Annotated in this window: 19 protein-coding genes; 15 read left to right on the top strand and 4 right to left on the bottom strand. The window is 58.6% G+C overall.

From position 1 onward, the window contains the following. The first annotated feature begins 493 nt into the window (after positions 1 to 493). The 9 genes from QTL96_RS22985 to QTL96_RS22945 all read left to right on the top strand — a co-directional run bounded on the left by QTL96_RS22985 (position 494) and on the right by QTL96_RS22945 (position 9,543). Complete coding sequence (locus QTL96_RS22985) at positions 494 to 1,423, top strand: ABC transporter ATP-binding protein (protein ID WP_289729339.1); 930 nt, start codon at positions 494 to 496, stop codon at positions 1,421 to 1,423. Between the two features lie 28 nt (positions 1,424 to 1,451). Beyond that, positions 1,452 to 2,231, top strand: coding sequence for a class II aldolase/adducin family protein (locus tag QTL96_RS22980; protein WP_112819826.1), 780 nt, complete (start codon positions 1,452 to 1,454; stop codon positions 2,229 to 2,231). A 50-nt stretch (positions 2,232 to 2,281) separates the two neighbouring features. Next, positions 2,282 to 3,307: an ABC transporter substrate-binding protein gene (locus tag QTL96_RS22975; protein WP_289729338.1), complete on the top strand. Its 1,026-nt coding sequence runs from the start codon at positions 2,282 to 2,284 to the stop codon at positions 3,305 to 3,307. Positions 3,308 to 3,312: 5 nt separating this feature from the next. After that, complete coding sequence (locus QTL96_RS22970; RefSeq protein WP_289729395.1) at positions 3,313 to 4,101, top strand: ABC transporter permease; 789 nt, start codon at positions 3,313 to 3,315, stop codon at positions 4,099 to 4,101. Beyond that, on the top strand, positions 4,098 to 4,856 hold the full coding sequence (locus QTL96_RS22965) for an ABC transporter permease (RefSeq protein WP_037185338.1): 759 nt from the start codon (positions 4,098 to 4,100) through the stop codon (positions 4,854 to 4,856). Before QTL96_RS22970 ends, QTL96_RS22965 begins: the two co-directional genes overlap by 4 nt. Positions 4,857 to 4,863: 7 nt before the next feature. Next, the gene (locus QTL96_RS22960) at positions 4,864 to 6,159 is read left to right on the top strand and encodes an LLM class flavin-dependent oxidoreductase (protein ID WP_289729337.1); all 1,296 of its coding nucleotides are present in this window, start codon (positions 4,864 to 4,866) and stop codon (positions 6,157 to 6,159) included. Between the two features lie 18 nt (positions 6,160 to 6,177). Beyond that, a complete protein-coding gene (locus QTL96_RS22955) occupies positions 6,178 to 6,681 on the top strand; it encodes a flavin reductase (RefSeq protein WP_289729336.1) in 504 nt (167 codons plus the stop codon). Positions 6,682 to 6,770: 89 nt separating this feature from the next. Beyond that, positions 6,771 to 8,354: a Na+/H+ antiporter gene (locus tag QTL96_RS22950; RefSeq protein WP_289729335.1), complete on the top strand. Its 1,584-nt coding sequence runs from the start codon at positions 6,771 to 6,773 to the stop codon at positions 8,352 to 8,354. A 148-nt stretch (positions 8,355 to 8,502) separates the two neighbouring features. Beyond that, on the top strand, positions 8,503 to 9,543 hold the full coding sequence (locus tag QTL96_RS22945) for a zinc-dependent alcohol dehydrogenase family protein (RefSeq protein WP_289729334.1): 1,041 nt from the start codon (positions 8,503 to 8,505) through the stop codon (positions 9,541 to 9,543). Positions 9,544 to 9,968: 425 nt separating this feature from the next. On the opposite strand, the gene QTL96_RS22940 is transcribed toward QTL96_RS22945, so the two are convergent. Genes QTL96_RS22940 through QTL96_RS22930 form a run of 3 tightly spaced genes read right to left on the bottom strand, consistent with a single transcriptional unit; the run spans position 9,969 to position 13,157 of the window. Continuing rightward, positions 9,969 to 10,808, bottom strand: coding sequence for a TIGR01459 family HAD-type hydrolase (locus QTL96_RS22940; RefSeq protein ID WP_289729333.1), 840 nt, complete (start codon positions 10,806 to 10,808; stop codon positions 9,969 to 9,971). Next, positions 10,801 to 12,078, bottom strand: coding sequence for an FGGY-family carbohydrate kinase (locus QTL96_RS22935; protein ID WP_289729332.1), 1,278 nt, complete (start codon positions 12,076 to 12,078; stop codon positions 10,801 to 10,803). The genes QTL96_RS22940 and QTL96_RS22935 overlap by 8 nt, the downstream gene beginning before the upstream one ends. Continuing rightward, a complete protein-coding gene (locus QTL96_RS22930; RefSeq protein ID WP_289729331.1) occupies positions 12,075 to 13,157 on the bottom strand; it encodes a class II aldolase/adducin family protein in 1,083 nt (360 codons plus the stop codon). Before QTL96_RS22930 ends, QTL96_RS22935 begins: the two co-directional genes overlap by 4 nt. Positions 13,158 to 13,335: 178 nt before the next feature. On the opposite strand from QTL96_RS22930, the gene QTL96_RS22925 reads away from it, so the two are divergent. The 6 genes from QTL96_RS22925 to QTL96_RS22900 all read left to right on the top strand — a co-directional run bounded on the left by QTL96_RS22925 (position 13,336) and on the right by QTL96_RS22900 (position 20,062). Then, the gene (locus tag QTL96_RS22925) at positions 13,336 to 14,115 is read left to right on the top strand and encodes a DeoR/GlpR family DNA-binding transcription regulator (RefSeq protein ID WP_132668612.1); all 780 of its coding nucleotides are present in this window, start codon (positions 13,336 to 13,338) and stop codon (positions 14,113 to 14,115) included. Then, entirely contained in the window at positions 14,112 to 15,518 is a 1,407-nt protein-coding gene (locus QTL96_RS22920; RefSeq protein WP_289729330.1) for a carbohydrate kinase, read from the top strand. Before QTL96_RS22925 ends, QTL96_RS22920 begins: the two co-directional genes overlap by 4 nt. Then, positions 15,515 to 17,059, top strand: coding sequence for a sugar ABC transporter ATP-binding protein (locus QTL96_RS22915; protein WP_289729329.1), 1,545 nt, complete (start codon positions 15,515 to 15,517; stop codon positions 17,057 to 17,059). The genes QTL96_RS22920 and QTL96_RS22915 overlap by 4 nt, the downstream gene beginning before the upstream one ends. A 31-nt stretch (positions 17,060 to 17,090) precedes the next feature. Continuing rightward, the gene (locus QTL96_RS22910; protein WP_112819800.1) at positions 17,091 to 18,074 is read left to right on the top strand and encodes a ribose ABC transporter permease; all 984 of its coding nucleotides are present in this window, start codon (positions 17,091 to 17,093) and stop codon (positions 18,072 to 18,074) included. A gap of 65 nt (positions 18,075 to 18,139) precedes the next feature. After that, positions 18,140 to 19,078, top strand: a complete 939-nt coding sequence (locus tag QTL96_RS22905) for an ABC transporter substrate-binding protein (RefSeq protein WP_112820045.1) — start codon at positions 18,140 to 18,142, stop codon at positions 19,076 to 19,078. A gap of 78 nt (positions 19,079 to 19,156) precedes the next feature. Continuing rightward, entirely contained in the window at positions 19,157 to 20,062 is a 906-nt protein-coding gene (locus QTL96_RS22900) for a sugar phosphate isomerase/epimerase family protein (RefSeq protein WP_289729328.1), read from the top strand. A 406-nt stretch (positions 20,063 to 20,468) separates the two neighbouring features. Here QTL96_RS22900 and QTL96_RS22895 read toward each other — a convergent pair whose 3' ends face one another. Continuing rightward, on the bottom strand, positions 20,469 to 21,425 hold the full coding sequence (locus QTL96_RS22895; RefSeq protein WP_289729394.1) for a hypothetical protein: 957 nt from the start codon (positions 21,423 to 21,425) through the stop codon (positions 20,469 to 20,471). Between the last annotated feature and the right edge of the window lie 208 nt (positions 21,426 to 21,633).

The raw sequence follows: 21,633 nt of genomic DNA, 5'->3' as shown, positions 1-21,633 counted from the left end.
GCGACACCCGAGCATGGGCGTGACCGACGTCTACGTCAACGGTGACAGTGACCGCTTGCGCTCGTGAGTAGCGTCGGATTCGTTCCGTCGAGGCAAGACCAGCAAGGCCAAATCGGCCGCTTTCAGCACATGATACTGGATTTGCATAGACGCAGAGCTATTGCGACATCCAACACAGGACGAGGCCTGTGGACGCACGTCTGCCCGGCATCACCATTGCCGATAGTTCAAACCTTGATGCCTGGTGGCTAAAAAATACACACGTCGTGCACAACAAATAGCGCATTGAGAACACGAAGATCTATTTTCTGCATGCGAGAAATCATATTAATGTATAACAGCTCCATCAAGGCGGCGTTTTTAAGCACGGTTGCCGGCCCTTTCCTGGGCGAAGGTCTGTTTTTGAGCGAAAAACTACGGGGTTCTGCATCTGGCATGGTGCTTGCTTGTATTTCTTCGACGAAGATTTGCATACGTGACAGGAGTCGTGCTCATGATTGACAGGGTGATAACGCCAACGGAACTCTTCCCCCGTGGTCCGGCATCCGGTGCCATGGGGTTGATCGAGTTGCTGAGGCCGCAAAAGGCGCGGGCCGCCCTCCCGGCGCCTGCCTTGCTTGAATCCGCCGATGCGGTGGATGACGGAAAGCCACTCATCGAGTTGCGGAACGTCTCGAAGACCTTCGGTGCGACGAAGGCGCTGAGCGATCTTGAGGTGTCCATTCGCCCCGGCGAGCTGGTCACCGTGGTCGGCCCGTCCGGCTGCGGCAAGAGCACGCTCTTCAACATCCTTGCCGGTCTGGAAGAACCTGATGCGGGTAATATCCTGCGCCTCAAGGGCGTCAGCTCCACGGCTTCCGATCTGCTCGGCAAGGTGTCGTTCATGCCGCAGCGCGATCTGCTATTGCCGTGGCGCAATGTCATCGACAACGCCATCATCGCTCTTGAAATCGAGGGCATGCCGCGTGCGCAGGCGCGCAAGCTGGCGATGGACATGCTTCCCGAGTTCGGTCTCGCCGGCTTCGAGAAGCAGTATCCCAACCAGCTCTCCGGCGGCATGCGCCAGCGCGTGGCGCTGATGCGCACCTTCCTGTTCAAGCGCGACCTGATGCTGCTTGACGAACCGTTCGGCGCGCTCGATGCGCTCACCCGCACGATGATGCAGCGCTGGCTGCTCGATGTCTGGCAAAAGTACAAGCGCACCGTGCTGTTCATCACTCACGATGTCGACGAGGCGATCTTCCTCGGCGACCGCGTGCTGGTCATGACCGCGCGCCCGGGCAAGGTGAAGCTCGAACAGGTTGTCGACCTGCCGCGTCCGCGCAAGGCCGACATCGTCACGTCTCCCGAATTCATTGCGCTGAAGAAGACCCTTCTCGAGGCGATCGAGGAGGAAAGCATGAAGTCTTTCCAGGTCGCTTGATACTGATTGAAGCATGAGGAAACAGATTATGACTGACCACTATTCGGGTCGCCCGGCCCATATCGCCGAAGACGAATGGAAGGCGCGCGTCGATCTCGCCGCCTGCTACCGCATGGTTGCCCGCCTCGGCATGGACGATCTGATCTACAACCACATCTCGATGCGCGTGCCCGGCCACGAGGATCAGTTCCTTCTGAACCCCTACGGCTTCCTGTTCGAGGAGATCACCGCGTCGAGCCTGGTGAAGATCGACATAGAGGGCAACAAGCTCGACGACACGCCCTATACGGTCAACAAGGCGGCCTTCGTAATTCACGGCGCGCTCCACAAGTCGAGCCACGATGCCGTTTGCGTGCTGCACACGCACTCCGATTCCAGTGTCGCGGTATCGTGCCAGAAGGACGGCCTGCTGCCGCTCAGCCAGTTCGCCATGCGCTTCTATCAGCGCCAGGCTTTCCACGCCTATGAGGGCGTCGCCATCGATCTGGCGGAGCAGGAGCGCCTTATCAGCCATCTCGGTGGTAACAAGGTGATGCTGATGCGCAATCACGGCATCCTCACCATCGGCCGCACGCCGGGCGAAGCCTTCATGCTGCTCTACTATTTCGAGCGCGCCGCGCGCATCCAGCTCGATCTTCAGGCTGCGAGCGCTTCGGGTGCCGAGCTCGTCATCCCCCCGCACGATGTCTGCGAGAAGGCGGCACGCCAGTTCTGGGAGAGCAAGGGCGACATTCTTATTGCCGGCGAACGGGAGTGGCCGGCGTTCCTGCGCCAGCTGGACAGGGAAGGCTCTGACTTCCGGCAGTAAGCGCATCAATGGGAGGGCAATGACAAGTCGCGACGATAAAAGAGGGTTTCATGCTTAACAGACGTAACGTGATCGCAGCATTCGCTGCCGCCGCCATAACGCTTCCGGCACTCGGCATGGGTGCCGCTCCGGCCGCTGCGCAGGAGATGGTCGATGCCAGCCTGCGCCTAAAGTGGCTTACACAGGCTCAGTTCGCCGGCTTCTATGTCGCTCTGGAAAAGGGCTACTACAAGGATGAAGGCATCAACCTTACCATCAATCCTGGTGGACCGAACCTTCTGACCGAAAACCTCGTCGCGACCGGCGCCGATACGTTCGGCCTCTCCGGCGGCACCGACAGCGTGTTCGCCGGACGCGACAAGGGCCTGCCGATCGTCTGCATCGGCGTTGCCCACCAGCAGACGCCGTTCGTCTTCGTTTCGCACAAGGACGGGCCGGTTCAGAGCGTTGCCGATTTCAAGGGCAAGAAGATCACCACCTGGTTCACCGGCGCCAACCACGTGCTTTCGGCCATGCTGTCGAAGGCCGGCATCGATCCGAAGCAAGCCGATATCCAGCCGCAGCAGGTTTCCGTCACCCCCTTCGTCGATAAGCAAGTCGATGTCGTGACCGCAACCCGCTACAACGAGCTCTACGTCATCAACCAGCGCGTCGGTAAGGAAAACCTCAACCTCTTCGTGCCCGAGGAGAGCGGCGTCTCCTTCCCGCGCGATACGCTGATTGTTTCAGAACGGACCGCCGCCGAAAAGCCTGAACTCGTCGAGAAGTTCCTGCGCGCCAGCGTCAAGGGCTGGAAGGAAGCCTTCGCCAACGAGAAGGAAGCGATCGACATCATCATGAAGATCGCCCCTACGCTCGACCGTGCCCAGCAGGAATTCATGCTGTCGGAGATCAAGACGCTGATGACGGCAGGCAAGGCTTCGACCGACGGCATCTTCACGATCGACAAGGCAGCCGTCGGCTCGGCCAACGATCTGCTCGCCAAGTATGGCGTGATCTCCAAGCCCGTCGATCTCGACAAGGCGTTCAACGCCTCCTTCATCGACAAGATCCCGGCCGAGGAACGACGCCTGTGACTGGAATGAATGCATCCGCGACAAGCCTGCCCGTCATTACGACGGGCAGGATATACGCGGCGGTAAAGCCTATCCTGTGGCTGGCCGTAGGGTTGCTGGCGATCGAAGTGATCGTCATGGCGTTCGGCATCCGCCCCTATTATCTGCCTCGTCCAAGCGCCATTGCCGCAAACATCATGGCGACGCCCGGCGCCTATCTTGCCGGATTGTGGCGGACCTTCCTTGAGACGGCGCTCGGCTTCGTCGCCGGCAGCCTGTTCGGCGTGGCGATAGCGGTCGTCTTCCATCGCTGGACGGCGCTTCGCGAGCTGTTTTTTCCGCTCTTCATCGTCTCGCAGACCATTCCGGTCATCGCCTTCGGCGCCGTGGTCGTGCTCTGGTTCGGCAACACGCTGTTCGCCAAGGCGGTGATCTCCTTCTACGTCAGCTTCCTTCCGGTGACGGTCAACGCCATCCTCGGCTTTTCATCGGTCGATCCGAAGCAGGTTCAGCTGATGCGCAGCTTTGGCGCCAGGGACGGGCAGATATTACGGCGTATCTATCTGCCGGCCGCCTTGCCGCAGATCTTCGTCGCGCTGAAGCTCGCCTCTTCGCTGGCCCTCGTCGGTGCGATCGTGGGCGAATGGTTCGGCGACACGACCGGCCTCGGCGTACTGCTGCTGCAAGCGATGTACAACGAAAACGTCGTCGGCATCTGGGCAACCATCGTCGTCTCCGCCTGTCTCGGGATGGGGCTCTACGGCGTTGTGTCCTGGGCGGAGCGCCATATCGTTTTCTGGGGGATCGAGAAATGAGCACTCAACGCACGGACAACCTGCGCCAGATCGGGCGCGGCATCGCGGGCGCGCTGCTCATCGCCGTCATATGGGAACTGTCGGCGCGCGGCTTCAATCTGCCTGCCTATGTGCTGCCGTCGGTCTCCAGCATCCTTTCCGGAATGGTATCGGATGCGCGCAATCTTCTCGATGCCACCGCCTTTACGGCGGGTGAGGCCATCGCCGGATATGTGATCGGCTGCGCCATCGGCATGTCGCTCGCCGTCCTCGTTACCATTATCCCGGCTGCGCGCGGCGTCGTCCTGCCGCTGGCGACCGCCATCAACTCGGTCCCCGTCGTCGCCTATTCGCCGCTTGTCCTGCTCTGGTTCGGCATGGGCATGACCTCGAAGGTGGTGATGGTGGCGATCGCCGTCTCTTTCACGATCTTTCTCAGCACCATCGCCGGGCTCGACCGGATCGACCGCAAGACCGTCGATCTCATCCGCTCGTTCGGCGCCGGACAATTTGCCATCGTCTGGCGGTTGCGCCTCCCGACCGCGTTGCCGCTGATCATTGCCGGCATGCGCGTCTCGACGGTGCGCAGCGTGCTGGTTGCCATCGTCACCGAGATGCTCGGTGCTTACGGCGGCCTCGGCTGGGTCATTTATCAGGCGGTGCTGCAGATCGACTTCGTGAAGGTCTGGGCCGCCATCATCGTCGCCTCGACGATCAGCCTCGTGTTCTTCGGCGCGATCAGCTTCGTCGAGCGGCGTTACGTCTTCTGGAGATAAGCACAGCATGACACGCAAGATTCACTTCGGCCTGTTTCTTCTCGGGACCGGCAGCCATGTCGCCGGTTGGCGGATGCCTGGAGCAATCGACAGTTTCCAGAATATTGACCAGGTTCGCGCGATCGCGCAGGACGCCGAGCGCGGTCTGTTCGACCTGATCTTCATGGGCGACAACCTGCACGCAGATCCAGCCGCCCACCCCTCCTACACGGCGCGGCTCGAGCCGCTGACGCTGCTATCGGCCATTGCCGGTGCGACGAAGCACATCGGGCTCGGTGCCACCGTCTCGACCACCTACAGCGACCCGTTCACGGTCGCCCGCGTCTTTGCGTCACTTGATCATCTCAGCGGCGGTCGTGCGGCCTGGAATGCGGTGACGACGGCAAATCCGACGGCGGCGGCGAATTTCGGCACCATCCATCCCGATCATGCCAAGCGTTACGAGATCGCTGAGGAATTTTTGACGGTTGTGCGTGGTCTATGGGACTGCTGGGCGGATGACGCGATCGCAGCCGATCGTGAAACCGGGCTTTATATCGATCCGGCCAAGGTTCGCTGCCTCGATCACGAGGGCGCGCATTTCAAGGTCAAGGGTCCGCTGAATATCGGTCGCGCGCCGCAGGGACAACCGATCATCCTGCAGGCTGGCGGCTCAGGCCCTGGTCAGGAACTGGCGGCCAAATCGGCGGATGTCGTCTTTTCGGTCACTCAGGATCTCGACGAGGCGCGCACTTTCTACCGGTCCGTCAAGGATCGCTTACCGAGCCACGGGCGCACCGAAGACAGCATGGTCGTGCTGCCCGGAGTGATGCCAATCGTCGGCCGCACGGAGCGCGAGGCGCACGACAAGCTCGCAGCGTTGCAGGGCTTCATCAGCGAAACCAATGCCCTGTCGCTGCTGTCAGATCGTTTCGGTATCGACATGAGCGTCTACGACCTTGACGGTCCTGTCCCCGCCGATCTGAAACCATCCGACAACTACCACGCCTTCGCCAAGGTCATGCTTGACAAGGCACGCCGCGAGGATATGCGACTGCGGGACGTCTATAACCTCATGGCCGCCGCACGCGGGCATTGGGTACTCTGCGGGACGCCCGAGCATATCGCCGACACACTCGAGACCTGGTTTACAACTGGGGCCGCCGACGGTTTCAACGTCATGCCGTCGCACTTTCCCGATGGCTTGACCGATTTCGTCGACATGGTCGTGCCGATCCTGCAGCATCGCGGCCTTTATCGTACCGAATATGAGGGCATAACGCTGCGCGATCGCATGGGCTTGAAGCGACCGGAACGGATTTAGGAGCCGGAGATGGGGATCATGGGTCACAATTTCGAGACCGTGGAAAGCACTGTGTTCCGCCACGGCATGTCGCGCCTCGGCGCGGCGGTTAACATCGTCACGACGCGGGCCGTCGACGGACCTTGCGGCTTTACTGCATCGGCGGTGTGCAGCGTCAGTGATACGCCCGCTACACTTCTAGCCTGTATCAACAGGACGAACTCCTGTTTTCCGGCATTTGAGACCGCGCGTTTCTTCTGTGTCAACACACTCGCCCCGAGCCATGAAGCGCTGTCCAACCTTTTCGGCGGCAAGACGGCGATGACCGAACGCTTTGCAACGGGCAACTGGGTGGAAGGCAAGACCGGCGCGCCGGTGCTTGAGGACGCTCTTGTCAGTTTCGAATGCGAGCTTGCACACGCGGTTGATCAGGGGACACACCGAGTATTGTTTGGGCGCGTACTTGGCCTGTGCGCTGGCGGGAACGAGGAGGCGCTTCTTTATTGCGCGAGGCGATACTTGAAGGTCGGCGCTCCAAGCTAGTCAAGGCAAGTTTGCTTGATCCAAGCCAGGATGTTGCCTTTCCATGAGGTTCGTCATCTTATGTCTCGGCCAGTGTGGTGGGGAGACCTATGGACAGCACGCATCTATTTGAACTTGTGATCGCCATGTTTGTGGCAATCATCGCGCTTCATTACATTGCGCATCGGTTAGGATTGCCTCCATCCGTGGCGCTTCTGGCCGGTGGTGCACTTCTCGCCTTCCTTCCGGGCCTCCCGGCGATCACTGTTGATCCAGAACTTGTACTGGTGATATTTCTTCCGCCCCTGCTGTTCGACGGTGCTTGGTCCATCGCGGTCGAGCGGCTGCGTCGTCACATGCTCGGCATTGCCTCGCTTGCTATCGGCGCTGTATTTTTCACCACTGCTGTGATCGCCGTCGTCGTCCACCTTATGATGCCTTCACTGCCGTGGGCCGCATGCGCGGCATTGGGTGCAATTGTTTCGCCGCCCGATGCCGTGTCAGCGCGCGCGGTTCTCGAGCGCGTCAAGCTGCCCCGCCGCCTCCAGATACTGCTTGAAGGCGAAAGTCTACTCAACGACGCAAGTGGTCTCGTGCTCTTCCGGTTCGCCGTGGCAACCGTGGCAACCGGGACCTTCAGCGCGTTTGATGCTGTTGGCACATTCACGCTGCTGGCTGCAGGAGGTGTCGCCGTTGGCGTTGTGGTGGGAACGATCTGGGTCAAGCTCATTCGTCGGTTGCGAGATGATTACCTGATCATCGCCTCCACGGCATTGCTTTCCTGGGTTTCCTACCTTCTTGGTGAGCAGCTCCACGTGTCCGGCGTCATCGCCACCGTCACGACCGGCCTGATCGCGTCCTGGCATCATCACACCGTTTTTTCGGCTGCGACGCGTATGCGCGGAACGTCGTTCTGGACGGTGGTCATTTTCCTAATGGAAGCTGCAGTTTTCATCTTGATCGGCCTGTCTCTGCGGGACGTCATCGAGCGCGGCGGCGGCTTCGGTGCGGTGATTGAATCGATGGCGTTTCCGGCTGTCGTTGTTCTTCTTGCGCTGGTGCTGGCGCGCTTCATGTGGGTGTTTGCCGCCGATTTCATTGTCCGCCTGTGCAACTCGGCTGGCCTTGCAAGGACCCTTCCTCTGGGGTTTGGAGGTGCATCCGTGCTTGGCTGGGCAGGTGTTCGTGGTGTCGTCACGCTGGCGCTCGCGCTGAGCTTGCCAGAAGACTTTCCCGAGCGGGACTTCATTTTGATCACGGCCTTCGTGGTGATCGCCGGCACGGTGCTCATACAGGGTACGACGCTCGGCAGGGTTATCGCCTGGGCGGGTCTCAGGGAGGCGGAAACAGAGCGAGCGCCGATGACCATGAGCCAGGCGGAGGCCGCGATGGCGCAGGTGCAGTTTTCGACCGTTCAGGGTCTGGCCTACGATGAGGCCGGCACGTTGATCCATCCGCAACTGCTGAAACGATACGAACACCGCGCAACCGCGATCATCGACTATGCGGCCCGTACGGAAGACTATGCACCGATGCTGCAGGCACATTTCGACGTGGTTCTCGCGGCTGTTGCGGCCGGCCGCAGAGAACTCATTCGTCTTCATCGCGCGGGTGAGATCGATGACGAGACCCTGCGTGAGCTCGAACGCGACCTCGATCTTGAGGAACTGAGCTCGATCTCGGCGAAGGCGTGAGACAAGGATGATCAGGGTCGCTCATACGCCCCTTGGAACAGGCAGGCTTTGTAAGAGCAGCAAGATTGTTATAGCGTTGACAAGGCGATCATGCGCTCCGATGCCGTGCAAGATCGGGATGATATTATGAAGTTCGAGGGAATGTTTTATGAAGGCTATGTATTACGAAGCGTTCGAGCAGACGCCTGAGATCCGGACGCTTCCCGATCCGGAGCTAACCTTCGGGGGCGTGGTAATCAAGGTCGGTGCAACGGGACTTTGCCGCAGCGATTGGCACGGCTGGAAGGGGCACGATCCGGATATCCAGCTGCCGCATGTACCCGGTCATGAACTGGCCGGCAAGGTGGTAGCAACAGGTAAGGGTGTCATGCGCTTCAAGGCCGGCGATCGCGTGACCGTGCCTTTCGTCTCAGGTTGCGGCCATTGCGCGCAATGCCATTCCGGCAACCAGCAAGTCTGCCCGAGCCAGTTCCAGCCCGGCTTCACTCACTGGGGATCGTTCGCCGAGTATGTGGCGATCGACTATGCCGATACCAACCTCGTTATTCTTCCGGAAGACATCGACGATGCGACAGCTGCCAGTCTAGGCTGCCGGTTCGCCACTTCTTTTCGTGCTGTTGCCGATCAGGCACGTACCGGCCCCGGTGACTGGGTGGCGGTGCATGGCTGCGGCGGCGTCGGCCTCTCGGCAATCATGATTGCCACTGCGCTTGGCGCCAACGTCGTTGGTATCGACCTGACCGAAGACAAGTTGGCACTTGCTCGAAAATGCGGCGCAGTCGCGACCGTCAATGCTGCCAGCGTGCCAGATGTGGTGGAGGCCGTGCGTGATATCACAAAGGGCGGCGCGCATGTCTCGATCGACGCGCTCGGTCATCCGACAACTTGCTTCAACTCGATCAAGAACCTTCGCCGCCGCGGCCGCCATGTGCAGGTCGGCCTAATGCTCGGCGAACACGCGACGCCGCAGATCCCGATGGCGCAGGTGATCGGCCATGAGCTGGAGATCTATGGTAGCCACGGCATGCAAGCCTGGAGATACGATGCCATGCTGGCGATGATCACCTCGGGCAAGATGGAGCCCCGCCAGCTAATCTCGAAACGGATCGGCCTTCAGGAGGCCATTCCCGAGTTGATGACAATGGACAAGATCGAAACCCCTGGTATCGCAGTTATCACGAGCTTCTAGGGTCACTGTGCAACGAACGTCTGAAGGCTGCCGTCAGAGGATGCAACGCTTGGCGCGTTTGCGGATTGGGGGTGCCAACACTCAAGCGGTTGATTGTTGTTGCGTACCGACGCCTCCGATCACTCGCCTCGGAACTCGAGGTAAGCTGGTGACCAATGCGCGAACACGGAATTTAGGCGAGCAATCGTAATGGCATTCCATTGGGAACAGTTTGATCAACAGTGCGATTTCACAAGGCCACTACTTCATGGCTGGCAAAACTCTGAAATTGGCTTCGGGCCCGTGCGAGAGCACGGAGCCTGCTGAGAACAGCAAGTTTCGACCCGAAACTGATCGCGGCACGCAACGTCAAGGGCTACAAGGCTTGTGCTAGTGTCATCGCCTCGTCGCCATGCAGTCTTGGTGTTCTTCTACTAGGCAAACTCCTAAAATGTGAAGCTCTTCAAGACATAGTCCGGGTATCCACCGTATTGTTGGGACAGCCCAGCCAGATCATCGTCGGTTTTATCTGCCAGAATCCCTGTGCGAACAAGCGCGGACTTGAGGCCGGCGTTCTTGGCGCCGAGAATGTCGTGTTCGATGCTATCTCCGATGCACAAAACGCGGCCACGGTCTGTAATGTGTGCAAGGCGCAAGGCGCGCTCATAGATCTCCGGATACGGTTTGCCGAGCCAAGTGACTGCGCCGCCCATCTCCTCGTAGAGCTTGGCAAGACTTCCAGCACCCGGTGCGATCCGCCCTCCATTCAGTTTATGGATGTCGGGATTTGTGCAGTAGCAGGGTGTCTGTCGTTCAGCCGCTGGCCGAAGAATCTCTCGATATTCATCCATCGAGATACGCTCTGCTTCGCTACCCGAAATGAAAACGACGTCAGCATCGCGAGCGGTATCTGAAGACACCAGTCCTAGACGGTCAGCCAGATTGCGATCTCCGCCGCTCGAGACAGTGAAGCAGCGTACGGATTTAGCGATGGGCGCAGTCGCACGCGAAAGAAGTTCAAACGCGACATCGCCGGAAGTCACGAACTCTTCGAAGCTATCCGCCGCAAAGCCAAGCCTAATCAGTCGCTCGGAATTGTAGTCGCCGCTTCGACCGGAATTCGAAAGGATTATGATCCGGGTTCCATGCGACGCCAGCGTCGACAATGCGGAGATGGCGCCTTCGTACGGCCCTACGTCGTCGCGGAGTACGCCGAATTGATCAACGAAGAACACATCATAAGCCTGCGCCAACGCTGCAAGGTCTGTTTGAGACGGGCTAAACATGCTCACCTCTATTAGCTAGAACAAGCGCAGCCGCCCCGACAGCCGCCTCGACAGATTTAGCGGGCAATAGCTCGACTCCCATTGCGCGGGCTCTCATGGCGCTCCAAACCGGATTTCGTGCGCCGCCTCCCACCGTGCGTAGGCTGGTCAACGTCGGAGAACCCAGTTCACGCAAGCGATCGTAACCCAGGCGCTCGATGTCCGTCATTCCCTCGAGCAGCGCCTGAAGGAAAGCGGCATCATCGGCAGGCCTGGGCTCGAGCCTTGGCAAATAATTGGGATCGCTTATTGGAAAACGCTCGCCTGGCCTAAGAAGCGGGTAGAGACCTAAACCCAGTGGCTGGTCGGGATTGATTGTGCCTGTCAGGCCTGCCAAGCGGTCATCCCCAATCAATGCACGCAAGACGTTCCCACCGCTGTTCGATGCGCCGCCCACCAGCCAGAAATCGCCTACCCGGTGTGAATACACACCGTACTCCGGTGTATTGATTGGTCGATCCGACACCAACTTCAGTACGATCGTCGAGCCGAGTGCAGTGACGGCATCGCCCATAGCCGATGCGCCGGTTGCGAGAAACGACGCACATCCATCGGTGGTACCTGCATGAAACCAAGCCGTTGCTGGGATCCCCAGTTTACGAAGATACCCCGACACGTGAGCAATTCTTGCGCCCGCGCGGGAAACCTCTGGCAGTCTCGTCGTGTCCATGCCGGCCGCTTCGACCCAGGCTGGCCAGTCCTCCGAGTCGAGGTCGAAGCCTGACTTGAGCGCGTTGTTTTCATCACTGGGACGCCCCGGGCATCCCAGCTTCATGAGGATCCAATCCGCCTGGTGTACCACAGCATCGACGCTTCGCTCGCGCGATAGATAAATGGCGCGGGCCAAACCGGAATTCGGACCGATCGCCGTTGCGCTCGGAGGAGCGTGTTTTGAGATGCGGTTGACGATCTCGGCGTCAGGGCACGGCTCATTGTACATGAGTACCGATCCTGTAGCCTCGTTCGAAGCGTCCAACGAAAGAACGGAGCCGGATGTCCCGTCAACGGCGATACCCTCGACCGCGCTGAGATCTGTACCTTCAGAAAGGTGCTCGACAGCCTCTTTGACCCTAAGCCACCAGGCAGCCGGTTGCCGGAGTTCTTCAGTCGATCTGAACGGCGCCGCGGCGAACGCCACAGAGTTACCATCGGCGTCTACCGCAGCGGCACGAGCGCCAGATGTTCCGATATCGATGCCGATGGCGGCAGCTGGTCCGGAATTCGCTGTCACGCTGTCTGCCTCGCCGATCCACGATCGAGCGCCTGTCGATACTGCTCGGCTTCCCAGTTGGTCAGCTCGTATTCATCGCTTTCGGACAGGTAAACCACGTTGGTTTCACTGGGGATGCGGCCAACCACCTCGGCCAGGCAGCGTGCCATCACTTCACCGCCAGCGGTCAACGAGCTCGACAACAGAACGCCTTTGTCTGGGACAATCAGCATCTTCGGCACGTCTCGCCCCTCGTTGTGCAAGGCTGCTTGGAAATCCGCCGCGCTTTGACCGTCCTGCAGTACGCCGATCTCAGTACCGAGGAAGATCACGTGGTCGGGATAAAGGGATCCCCCCAAAGCGATTGCCCGGTTCACCTCGGACAATGCGACCGCATGACTGTCGTGGTCTCGCGCAGGATGGAATCCGGATCCTTCGGCAATAGCGTCGAGTGTCGCGTGATCGGGGCTGATCGTCTCGCGTGTGACCCCAGCCAGTGCTTTCGTAACGCGCTCAATCCTGTCCGCAACTTCCTCGAGGGTGTCACCACATACGATGATCCCGTGATTGAACAGGATCAAGACATCCGGTCGAGACGCAGCCGCCTTTTCGATTTCTCTCGCCAACGGGGTTCCGGGGCGTCGGTAGGGGATGGTCACCCATGTGAGGTCCGCAACGGTCCGCATCCGACGCGCCAACTCTTGGTCGCGGTTCTCAAGAACGGCGAGTGCGATGGCATTGACACAGTGATAGTGAGCAACGATGGGGCTTTTGAGCGCTGCGTGGAAGCTTGTCTCGATGGAAGGCCTGAGCCCGCTCGAGTTCAGCTCGCTTACCACGAAATCCGTTGATTTTTCCGCTCGAGGGTCTCCGTCACGTAGTGCCGAGACGAGTGGGTCGACAACCACTGGAACCATAATGTCCTCGGCCTCGGCTTTGGCGAGCCAAGTACCAGAAGCCTTCACCCACATGACACCATCATCTTTGATTGACGTGTTTCCACCAGCGCCTTGGGTCTTCAGGATGTCGCTTCCGATCTCGCCGGAAAGCCGGAGGAATCCCTTGAACACGTCGGTCTCCCTAAGGTCTGGTTGGTCCATGAATGCCTCCTCCTGACGATTGACGCCCTATGATGAGCGACCTTTGGCGTAACCATATAAATGTGATCGAATATCGTCAACTGTGAAGAATTTACGTCTTAGCATGTTGCGATTGGTGATTGTGTGTGATTATAGTTCGTCATAGACGTTAGGGAGAAACGTCAGTGGAGGAATATAGTTGAACGATTCCGATCGCCATCGCCTGATCACGGAGATGCTTCAAGAAAGGCCGTTCGCATCCGTGCGCGACCTTCAGGAGCGGCTCGGTGTTTCTCCCGCAACGATCCGACGTGACATCGACAAGCTCGATGAAATCGGCGTTGCCCGAAAAGTATACGGTGGCATCTCCGCAAACGAGTCAGCAGCTTCTGGTCGCCTGTCAGCGCGGCCATACGATGAGAACCGCGACATCGCGGTTGATGCCAAGCGCGCTATCGCCGAGAAAGCTGCGAGCCTCGTGCGGGACGGAGACTCGATCATCGTTCACGCGGGTTCAACGTGCTACCAGTTGGGACTGCAGTTGGCCCGGCGCAATGTTCGCCTCTATACTAATTCCATGCCGCTTGCCGCCTATCTCGGTGAGCACGGCACTTGCAGCCTCATCCTGGCTGGCGGGGTTCTATATAGAGAGCCTGGTATTATCCACGATGCGTCGGCTGGCGCGCCGGACTTCTTCGCCTCTCGCTTCTTCCTCGGCACGCAGGGTATTAGCGGCGAAGGGCTTTTGGAGTCGCACCCGCTTTTGACCAAGGCGATCGGCGAACTGAGCAGTTGCGCGGACGAGATCGTCTTGCTGGCGGATAGCCGGAAGCTCTCCATTCAGCCTCGCAACATTGTCCTGCCGCTTTCGCGTATCGGGATGATCGTCACCGACGACGGCCTGTCGGATGCCGGCGCGAAAATGCTCGAAGACGCGGGGATCACGATCATGATCGCAGCGGTCGGGGGGCAGGGATGACGTCTGGAAGCGCCGTTGCTGTCTTCGATCTGGGCAAGACGAACTCGAAGCTTTTCGTGTTCGGCGCAGATGGAGCGATGCTTGCGCAATCCAGGACAAAGCCGGTCTGGAGCGAGCGCGACGGCATTCGTGTGCTCGATGATGAAGCGCTCTTTGCATGGATGACAAATGCATTGCTGCGCGCTGTTGACGATCACGCGGTCGGTCACGTCATGTTTTCAGGACATGGCTGTACCTTCGCCCTCGTCGATGGTGACCACCTGACGCACCCTATCCTCGACTATGAGCAAGATCCACCAGAGATGCTTGCGCAGCGCATCGACATGTTGGCTCCAGCCTTCAGTGAGACCTACTCGCCCAAACTCCCTCTCGGCTTCAACTACGGCCGGCACATTCTCTGGTTGGAGACGGCCAAGCCGGAAAGCCTGGGGAGAGCCGACGCGATCCTGGCATATCCGCAATACTGGTCCTGGAGATTTTCCGGCAGCAAGGTGTCGGAAGTCTCTTACATCGGTTGCCACTCTCATCTCTGGGCACCTCTGAACGAAGACTTTAGTAGCTTGGTAGACCGTCAGGGCTGGCGAGAGAAGATGCCGGCGTTTGTACGCGCGGGTGCTGCTATCGGAAATTGGCGAAGCCCGCTCCAAGGTGGTAACCGCGCCGAAGTCCAAGTTCACAATGGCGTTCACGACAGCAACTCGGCGCTCTACTATTATCGCTCGGTCGGGTTCGACGACTTCACGCTCGTGTCAACCGGGACATGGGTCGTCATCTTCAATGCGGCTTGCCCGTTGGATGCCCTCGATGAGCATCGTGACATGCTGGCCAATGTTACCGTCGATGGACAAGCTGCCCCTACAATCCGTTTCATGGGCGGAAGAGAGTACGAGCTCGCGAGCGGCGGTTGGAATAAGCCCGTTAGTGTTGATGCGCTGTCGCAAGTGATTGCAAAGGGCGTCTTCGGTCTGCCGTCTTTTGCCCCAGGTGGTCCGATGCAGGGGTTCAACGGCCGCTTCGTAGGGCCGCTTGTCGAGGGTGAGGAGCGGGCAGCTGCCGCACTTCTCTACGTCACCTTGATGACAGACTTGTGCCTCGATCTGATAAGGTCGGAAAATTCGATCGTCATTGACGGCGGCCTGGTGAAAACAGGTCTGTTTGCCGAGCTTCTCGCTGGGCTCCGTCCCTCGCAGGACGTTTACTCAAGCGCGACCGCTGAGGGAAGCGCTTTCGGAGCCGCTGCGCTCGTCTTCGAAACCCTCGGACAATCTCCATTCGCAAACGAAACGACACAGACAGAACCACTGCCGCTCTTCGGGCTTGAGGCCTATCGCAAAGCTTGGAGATCATTGATCGAGATCGAAGAGGCTGAGGTCGTGCGGCCACGCAAGGAGTTCCACGCATGACAACTGAAGGGAACACGGAGCGCGATCCTGTGCTCGAGATGCGCAACATCAGCAAGACTTTCGGGAGCACCAAGGCTCTGACCAAGGTGTCGCTCACGGTCTACCCGGGAGAAGTTCATGCGCTGATGGGAGAAAATGGCGCTGGGAAGTCGACGCTAATGAAGGTCCTGTCCGGCGCATACACAGCTGATCCAGGTGGCGTTGTTTTGGTGGACGGCAAGCCGATCGTGGCAGGAGATCCGATTAAGGCCAAGGCAAACGGCATCTCGGTAATCTATCAGGAACTGTCGCTCGCCCCTAACCTCACCGTTGCCCAGAACATGTTTCTCGGAGCCGAACCTTCTCGCTATGGCGTCGTGGACAAGGCACAAGCCCGCAGCCGTGTAGAGCCAATCCTCAAGCAGCTCGGCATTTCGTTCGGGCCGTCGCAACTTGTCGCCGCTCTCTCTTTGGGTGAGCGCCAAATGGTCGAGATCGCACGAGCTTTGACGACCAACGCGAAGATCATCGTGATGGATGAACCGACAACTTCGCTGACGTCGAGGGAGACTGAACGCCTGTTTGAGGTGATCGCCGGCCTGAAGGCGCGGGGGATTGCTATTATCTATATCAGCCACCGCATGGAAGAGATCTACGCGCTAGCCGACCGGGTGAGCGTGCTGCGCGATAGCGCGTATGTCGGCACGCTTGATCGCAATGATTTGTCCGCCGAAAAGCTCGTGGCGATGATGGTGGGTCGCGATCTGTCGTCCTTCTACAAAAAGGAACACCGTGCGCCTCTGCAGGCGGCCAAGACTGTCTTGGCCGTCAAGGACATGGGCGATGGCCGACGCGTGCATGGCTGCTCCTTCGATGCAAGGGCTGGCGAGGTCTTGGGTATCGCTGGCCTTGTAGGCTCAGGTCGAACCGAGCTCGCGAGGCTTGTTTTTGGAGCAGACAGCAAGACATCTGGAACAGTGACCCTCGACGGGCGAGAGCTAACCATCGGTGGACCACGTGATGCCATGGATGCCGGGATTGCTTACCTGACCGAGGATCGAAAGGGGCTTGGGCTCTTCCTCGATATGACGATTAACGAGAACATCAACATCGGCGTTATCGGCAAGGATGCGGGTCGTGGAGGCATACTGAACTTTGCTGCTGCAAAGGAGCGTGCCACCCGGGCTATCAAGTCACTCTCCATTCGCACGCTGAGCGCAAGCATAAACGTCGGAGCGTTATCGGGTGGCAACCAGCAGAAGGCTCTTATCGCGCGTCTTCTCGAGACCAAACCCAGGGTAATCATCTTTGATGAGCCGACGCGTGGCGTCGACGTCGGTGCCAAGTCGGAAATCTACCGGATTATCGACGAACTCGCGCAAAGCGGGATCGCCATCGTGGTGATTTCGAGCGACCTGCCCGAGATCATCGGCATTGCCGACCGTGTGCTTGTCATGCGCGAAGGCCGCATCGCTGGCGAGGTTCATGCAACGCCCGATCACCCGATAAGCCAAGAGGCCGTTATGGCCTTCTCCACGGGATCGGCATCCAAAGTAGCCTGAGGCCTGAAACCATAGACGACGGGATTACATCATGACCTCTACATCGACCGATCACACAAACGCCAGCAAGGCAAAATTCAGGTCGACATTGACCGCACTTGGAATGCTGCCCGTTCTTGTCATTCTGGCAATCGGTTTCCATCTTTTGAGCGGCCGCTTCCTCAGCGTGAACAATCTTTCAATTGTCACTCAGCAGGCCTCGATCAACACGGTGCTTGCCGCGGGCATGACTTTCGTGATCCTGACCGGCGGTATCGACTTGTCGGTCGGCTCGATCCTGGCAGCATCCGCAATGGTCGGGGTCATCGTTTCGCTTTATCCCGAGATCGGGATGCTAGGTATTCCGGCGGCGATTGGCGTGGGCCTCGCATGCGGCGTGGTCAATGGTGTCATCATCTCGTTTCTAAAGCTGCCACCGTTCATCGTGACGCTCGGCTCGTTGACGGCGATGCGTGGCATAGCCCGGTTACTCGGTAACGACACGACGGTCTTCAACGCCGACCTCCCGTTCGATTTCATCGGCAACGGCTCACTGTTCGGAATCCCGTGGCTCGCGATCATCGCGCTCGCCACCATTGTAATCTCCTGGTTTATTCTGAAGCGAACCGTACTCGGTACTTGGATCTACGCAGTGGGCGGCAACGTCGAAGCCGCACGGTTGACGGGCATCAAGGTGCCACTCGTCCTACTTTTCGTCTACTCGATGTCTGGCCTTCTCTCGGGCGTCGGTGGGGTGATGTCCGCGGCCCGCCTTTATGCGGCAAACGGCCTGCAGCTCGGTCAGGCTTACGAACTGGACGCGATCGCAGCGGTTATCCTTGGGGGTACCAGCTTCGTCGGCGGTGTCGGCTCGATATGGGGCACGCTGATCGGGGCTCTGATTATCGCAGTGCTGTCGAACGGTCTCATCCTCGTCGGGGTCTCCGACATCTGGCAGTACATCATCAAGGGACTTGTCATCATCGTTGCTGTGGCGCTCGACCGCTATCGGCTGAAAGGGCTTAGCCGCACATGAGGTGCGGCTCAAGAAACCGGGATTACCGGAGCAATGGCGCGGGGAGCGCCAAAATGGAGGAAAGTATGCGTCTGTTTTCTAAACTGCTCGTCGGTACCGCGCTCGCGGCTGCCGTTGCAATGCCCGCCTCTGCCAAGGAACTTCAGAAGATCGGTATCTCGGTCGGTCTTCTCGGCAACCCGTTCTTCGTCGCCACGATCAAGGGCATCGAAGACCGCGCCAAGGAAATCAACCCCAATGTCCAGGTAACCTCCGTCTCAGCGGACTACGACCTCAATAAGCAGGTCTCGCAGATGGATAGCTTCGTCGCGGCTGGCGTCGACATCATCATGCTGAACGCCGTCGACGCCAAGGCTATTGCGCCAGCGGTAAAGAAGGCGCAGGCAGCAGGTGTGATCGTTGCAGCATTCGACGTCTCCGCGCCCGGCGCTGACGTCACCGTAATGACGAACAACATCAAGGCAGGCGAGGAAGCCTGCAAGTACATCGTCGATCAGCTTAAGGGCAAAGGCGACGTCGTCATTATCAACGGCCCAGCATCGTCTTCGATCATCGACCGCGTCCAAGGTTGCAAGAACGTCCTGACGCAGAGCCCAGACATCAAGATCCTTTCAGACGACCAGAACGCGCAGGGTTCGCGCGACGGTGGCCTGGCCGTCATGCAGGGGCTTCTGACCCGCTTTGACAAGATCGACGCTGTCTTCGCGATCAACGATCCGACAGCGATCGGTGCGGAGCTTGCTGCCAAGCAGCTGAACCGGAACGAGTTCTTCTTCACTGCCGTTGACGGCGCGCCGGATATCGAAAAGTCGCTTGCCAGTGGAAACTCGATGATCAAGGCATCGGCTTCCCAGGACCCTTACACTATGGCGGGTGACTCGCTGAAGATGGCGGTCGACTTGTTCAACGGGAAGAAGCCAGCAGAGGCTACCGTCCTCCTCGATCCTCAGCTGATCACGGCAGACAACATCAAGGACTACAAGGGCTGGACTGCAGCTCGTTAAGGTCTCCTCCCGGTGCCCCGTCGGAACCTCCGGGTTTTGGCGGGGCTCATTCTACAATGAAATCAGGAAATTGACGTCATGTCCAAAATCGGTGTCCACTCGTTTGTCTGGAGTGCGGGATCTTCGAAAGATGAGATCGAGAGGACCCTTGCGCGGTCGCACGAACTCGGTTTCAAACTCGTGGAATTTTCCTACCTTGACCCGGAGCAGGTCGATGTTAAGTGGCTTGCGTCCCGCCTTCGGGAGCTTGGCCTCGATATCGCGGTAAGCATGGGGCTGCCTGCAAATGGCGATATCTCCAGCGACGATCCGTCGATCGTTGTCAACGGTGAGGCCATCCTCGATCGCGCCGTGGCGCTCGTTCGCGATCTTGGCGGCACCAAATTAGCAGGCATCTTGAGCTCGGCCCATGGTAAGCAGGAACACTCGTTGTCTCGAAAGGGGTGGGATCGGAGCGTCGGTACGCTATCGAAAGTCGCTGATCGAGCAAAGGCTGCGGGCGTGACCTTGAACCTTGAAATCGTCAACCGGTTCGAGAGCAACATGCTCAATACTGCGGCGCAGGGACTGGCATACATCCGCGACACCGGCGCATCGAACGTCTTCCTGCACCTGGACACCTTTCATATGAGTATCGAGGAGGCGGATGTCGGCCTAGCAATCCGAAACGCCGCGGATAAGATCGGTTACGTTCATATCGGGGAAAGTCATCGCGGCTATTTGGGAACCGGTAACATCGATTTTGCCTCGATCTTTGACGCTCTCGTTGCGATCGGATGGAACGACTATGTCACGTTCGAATCGTTTTCGACGACCATCGTCGACAAAGACCTGTCGCTGAAGACCGCGATCTGGAGAAATCTCTGGGATGACAATGTTGCCCTGGCAAAACATGCGCTTACGTTTATCGAATTGGGACTGGAGACGGCGCGGCTTAAAGCTGACTTGGTAAGGGTGGCGCATTTGCCGCCAGCACACAGTTGACCTCGAACTCGGCAAAGACTTGCAACTATGCTTGTCTATCACTGTGGAACAGAGGCCGCGATCTGCTCAGGACCTCGATGTCTGGCAGCTCGGATACTGTCCACGGCATCTTGCCCCATCGGCGATCGGCGGCGACGTCGTCAGTAACCTCTCGTGTTACTGGCAGGCTGTCTAAGCCGGACGGTTAACAGGCAACGACTAAACTCGCCTGGCGCTACCGACACAGCGAGAGCCACGAGTGTTGAAAGCGTCTGTTAGTCGTATCGTGAACAATCGATTGCTGAAGTGTTTCCGTTGGTCGGTCGTGCGTCCTCGAAGGGATGTTCGCAGGTGAAGTGTGTAGGGCGTAGTCATTTCTAGATTCCGCCACGACTGACTATATGGTGCGTTTTCACAAAGGCGCCGATCAGTTGATGTTGGCGGCACAAATAGGCGTAGCTTTCTCTGGTGGTGCAGGGTTATCCAGTTTGTACTGGCTGATGCGCGGTTCGAGCTCTTCCTTGCTCCAGAAACGCGGAGTGCCGATTGCTATCAGGCAGCTGGCGTTCCAGTACGTTCCAGACCCGTTGAGCGATTTGCCCGCGGCCAAAGTCTTTGACACCGCTGCAATGTCTCGAGCTTCTGGGTAGATGTAGACCGTCGTCGGGTTGTCTTTAACCGTCGAGAGAATTTGAGGCGCGTCAAAAGGCGACCAGGTTGTGCAGCCATTGCTCCGCCCACCTTCATAGTTCACAAGTTTGCCGAACGGCACATATCCATCCGAGTTCGCATACGGGCTCCCTGGCTTCTTCAGCATGCAAACGCCCGAGATGAGCGACGCCGGATGTCCGCCGATCGCTCGCTGCCTGGCATTGGCCGTATCGCCCGCTCCGTCGAATTGAACAAAGGAGCGGGTGAGCGGAGATTGTTGGCCCGACGCATTCTTGTAGTAACCCTTGAAAGAAGTCTTGATCTCACTTGTGAGGTAAGCCCCTCCGGCAGTTAGATTGGAATCCTGCGCGTTGCCGAAATTCTTAGCGCATTGCCGTCCATTGGAAAAATCCACGACGCCAGTCAGTTTACGCCCGCTCCCATGACCCGACGATGCGACACGAAAAATCTGCTCTGCCTCGCAGATTGTGTAGAAGCGACCGCCTGATTTCTCTCTAGTCAAATGGTTCGGCCGGGTCGCATCCATCGCGAAGTAACAAGCGTTCTTCACTTTGCCTTCGCTGACCTTGGCCAGATAGAGCGCTCGTGCACGTTCCAGCACAATCTGGGCAATTTGACCGTCACCTTCGCCGACGTGGCTAGTCAGCCAAGTGGGAACTTGCATGCCCGCCGTCGCGGTGAGTGATGCGCCGAAAACGCTGGTGATAGAGATTCCGACAAGCGCAAAAAGGCGCGTAGCAAGTGGCAAGGTGGGCCTCCTGAAATCTGGCTTCAATAGGGCCTAGCGGTCCAGAGAATAGGGGCGATCATCGCCGTGAAATGGTTAACAGAGCATTGTCAGCCGAGTTGCGACGTGCTGAGCATAATCGGCTATTTCAGCTAGTGTACCCGATAAAGCGGCTCACAGTATTCTGTGACTG

The sequence above is a fragment of the Rhizobium sp. S163 genome, assembly GCF_030380805.1.
GTDB lineage: Bacteria > Pseudomonadota > Alphaproteobacteria > Rhizobiales > Rhizobiaceae > Rhizobium.
This window is presented reverse-complemented; position numbering and strand designations above follow the sequence as displayed.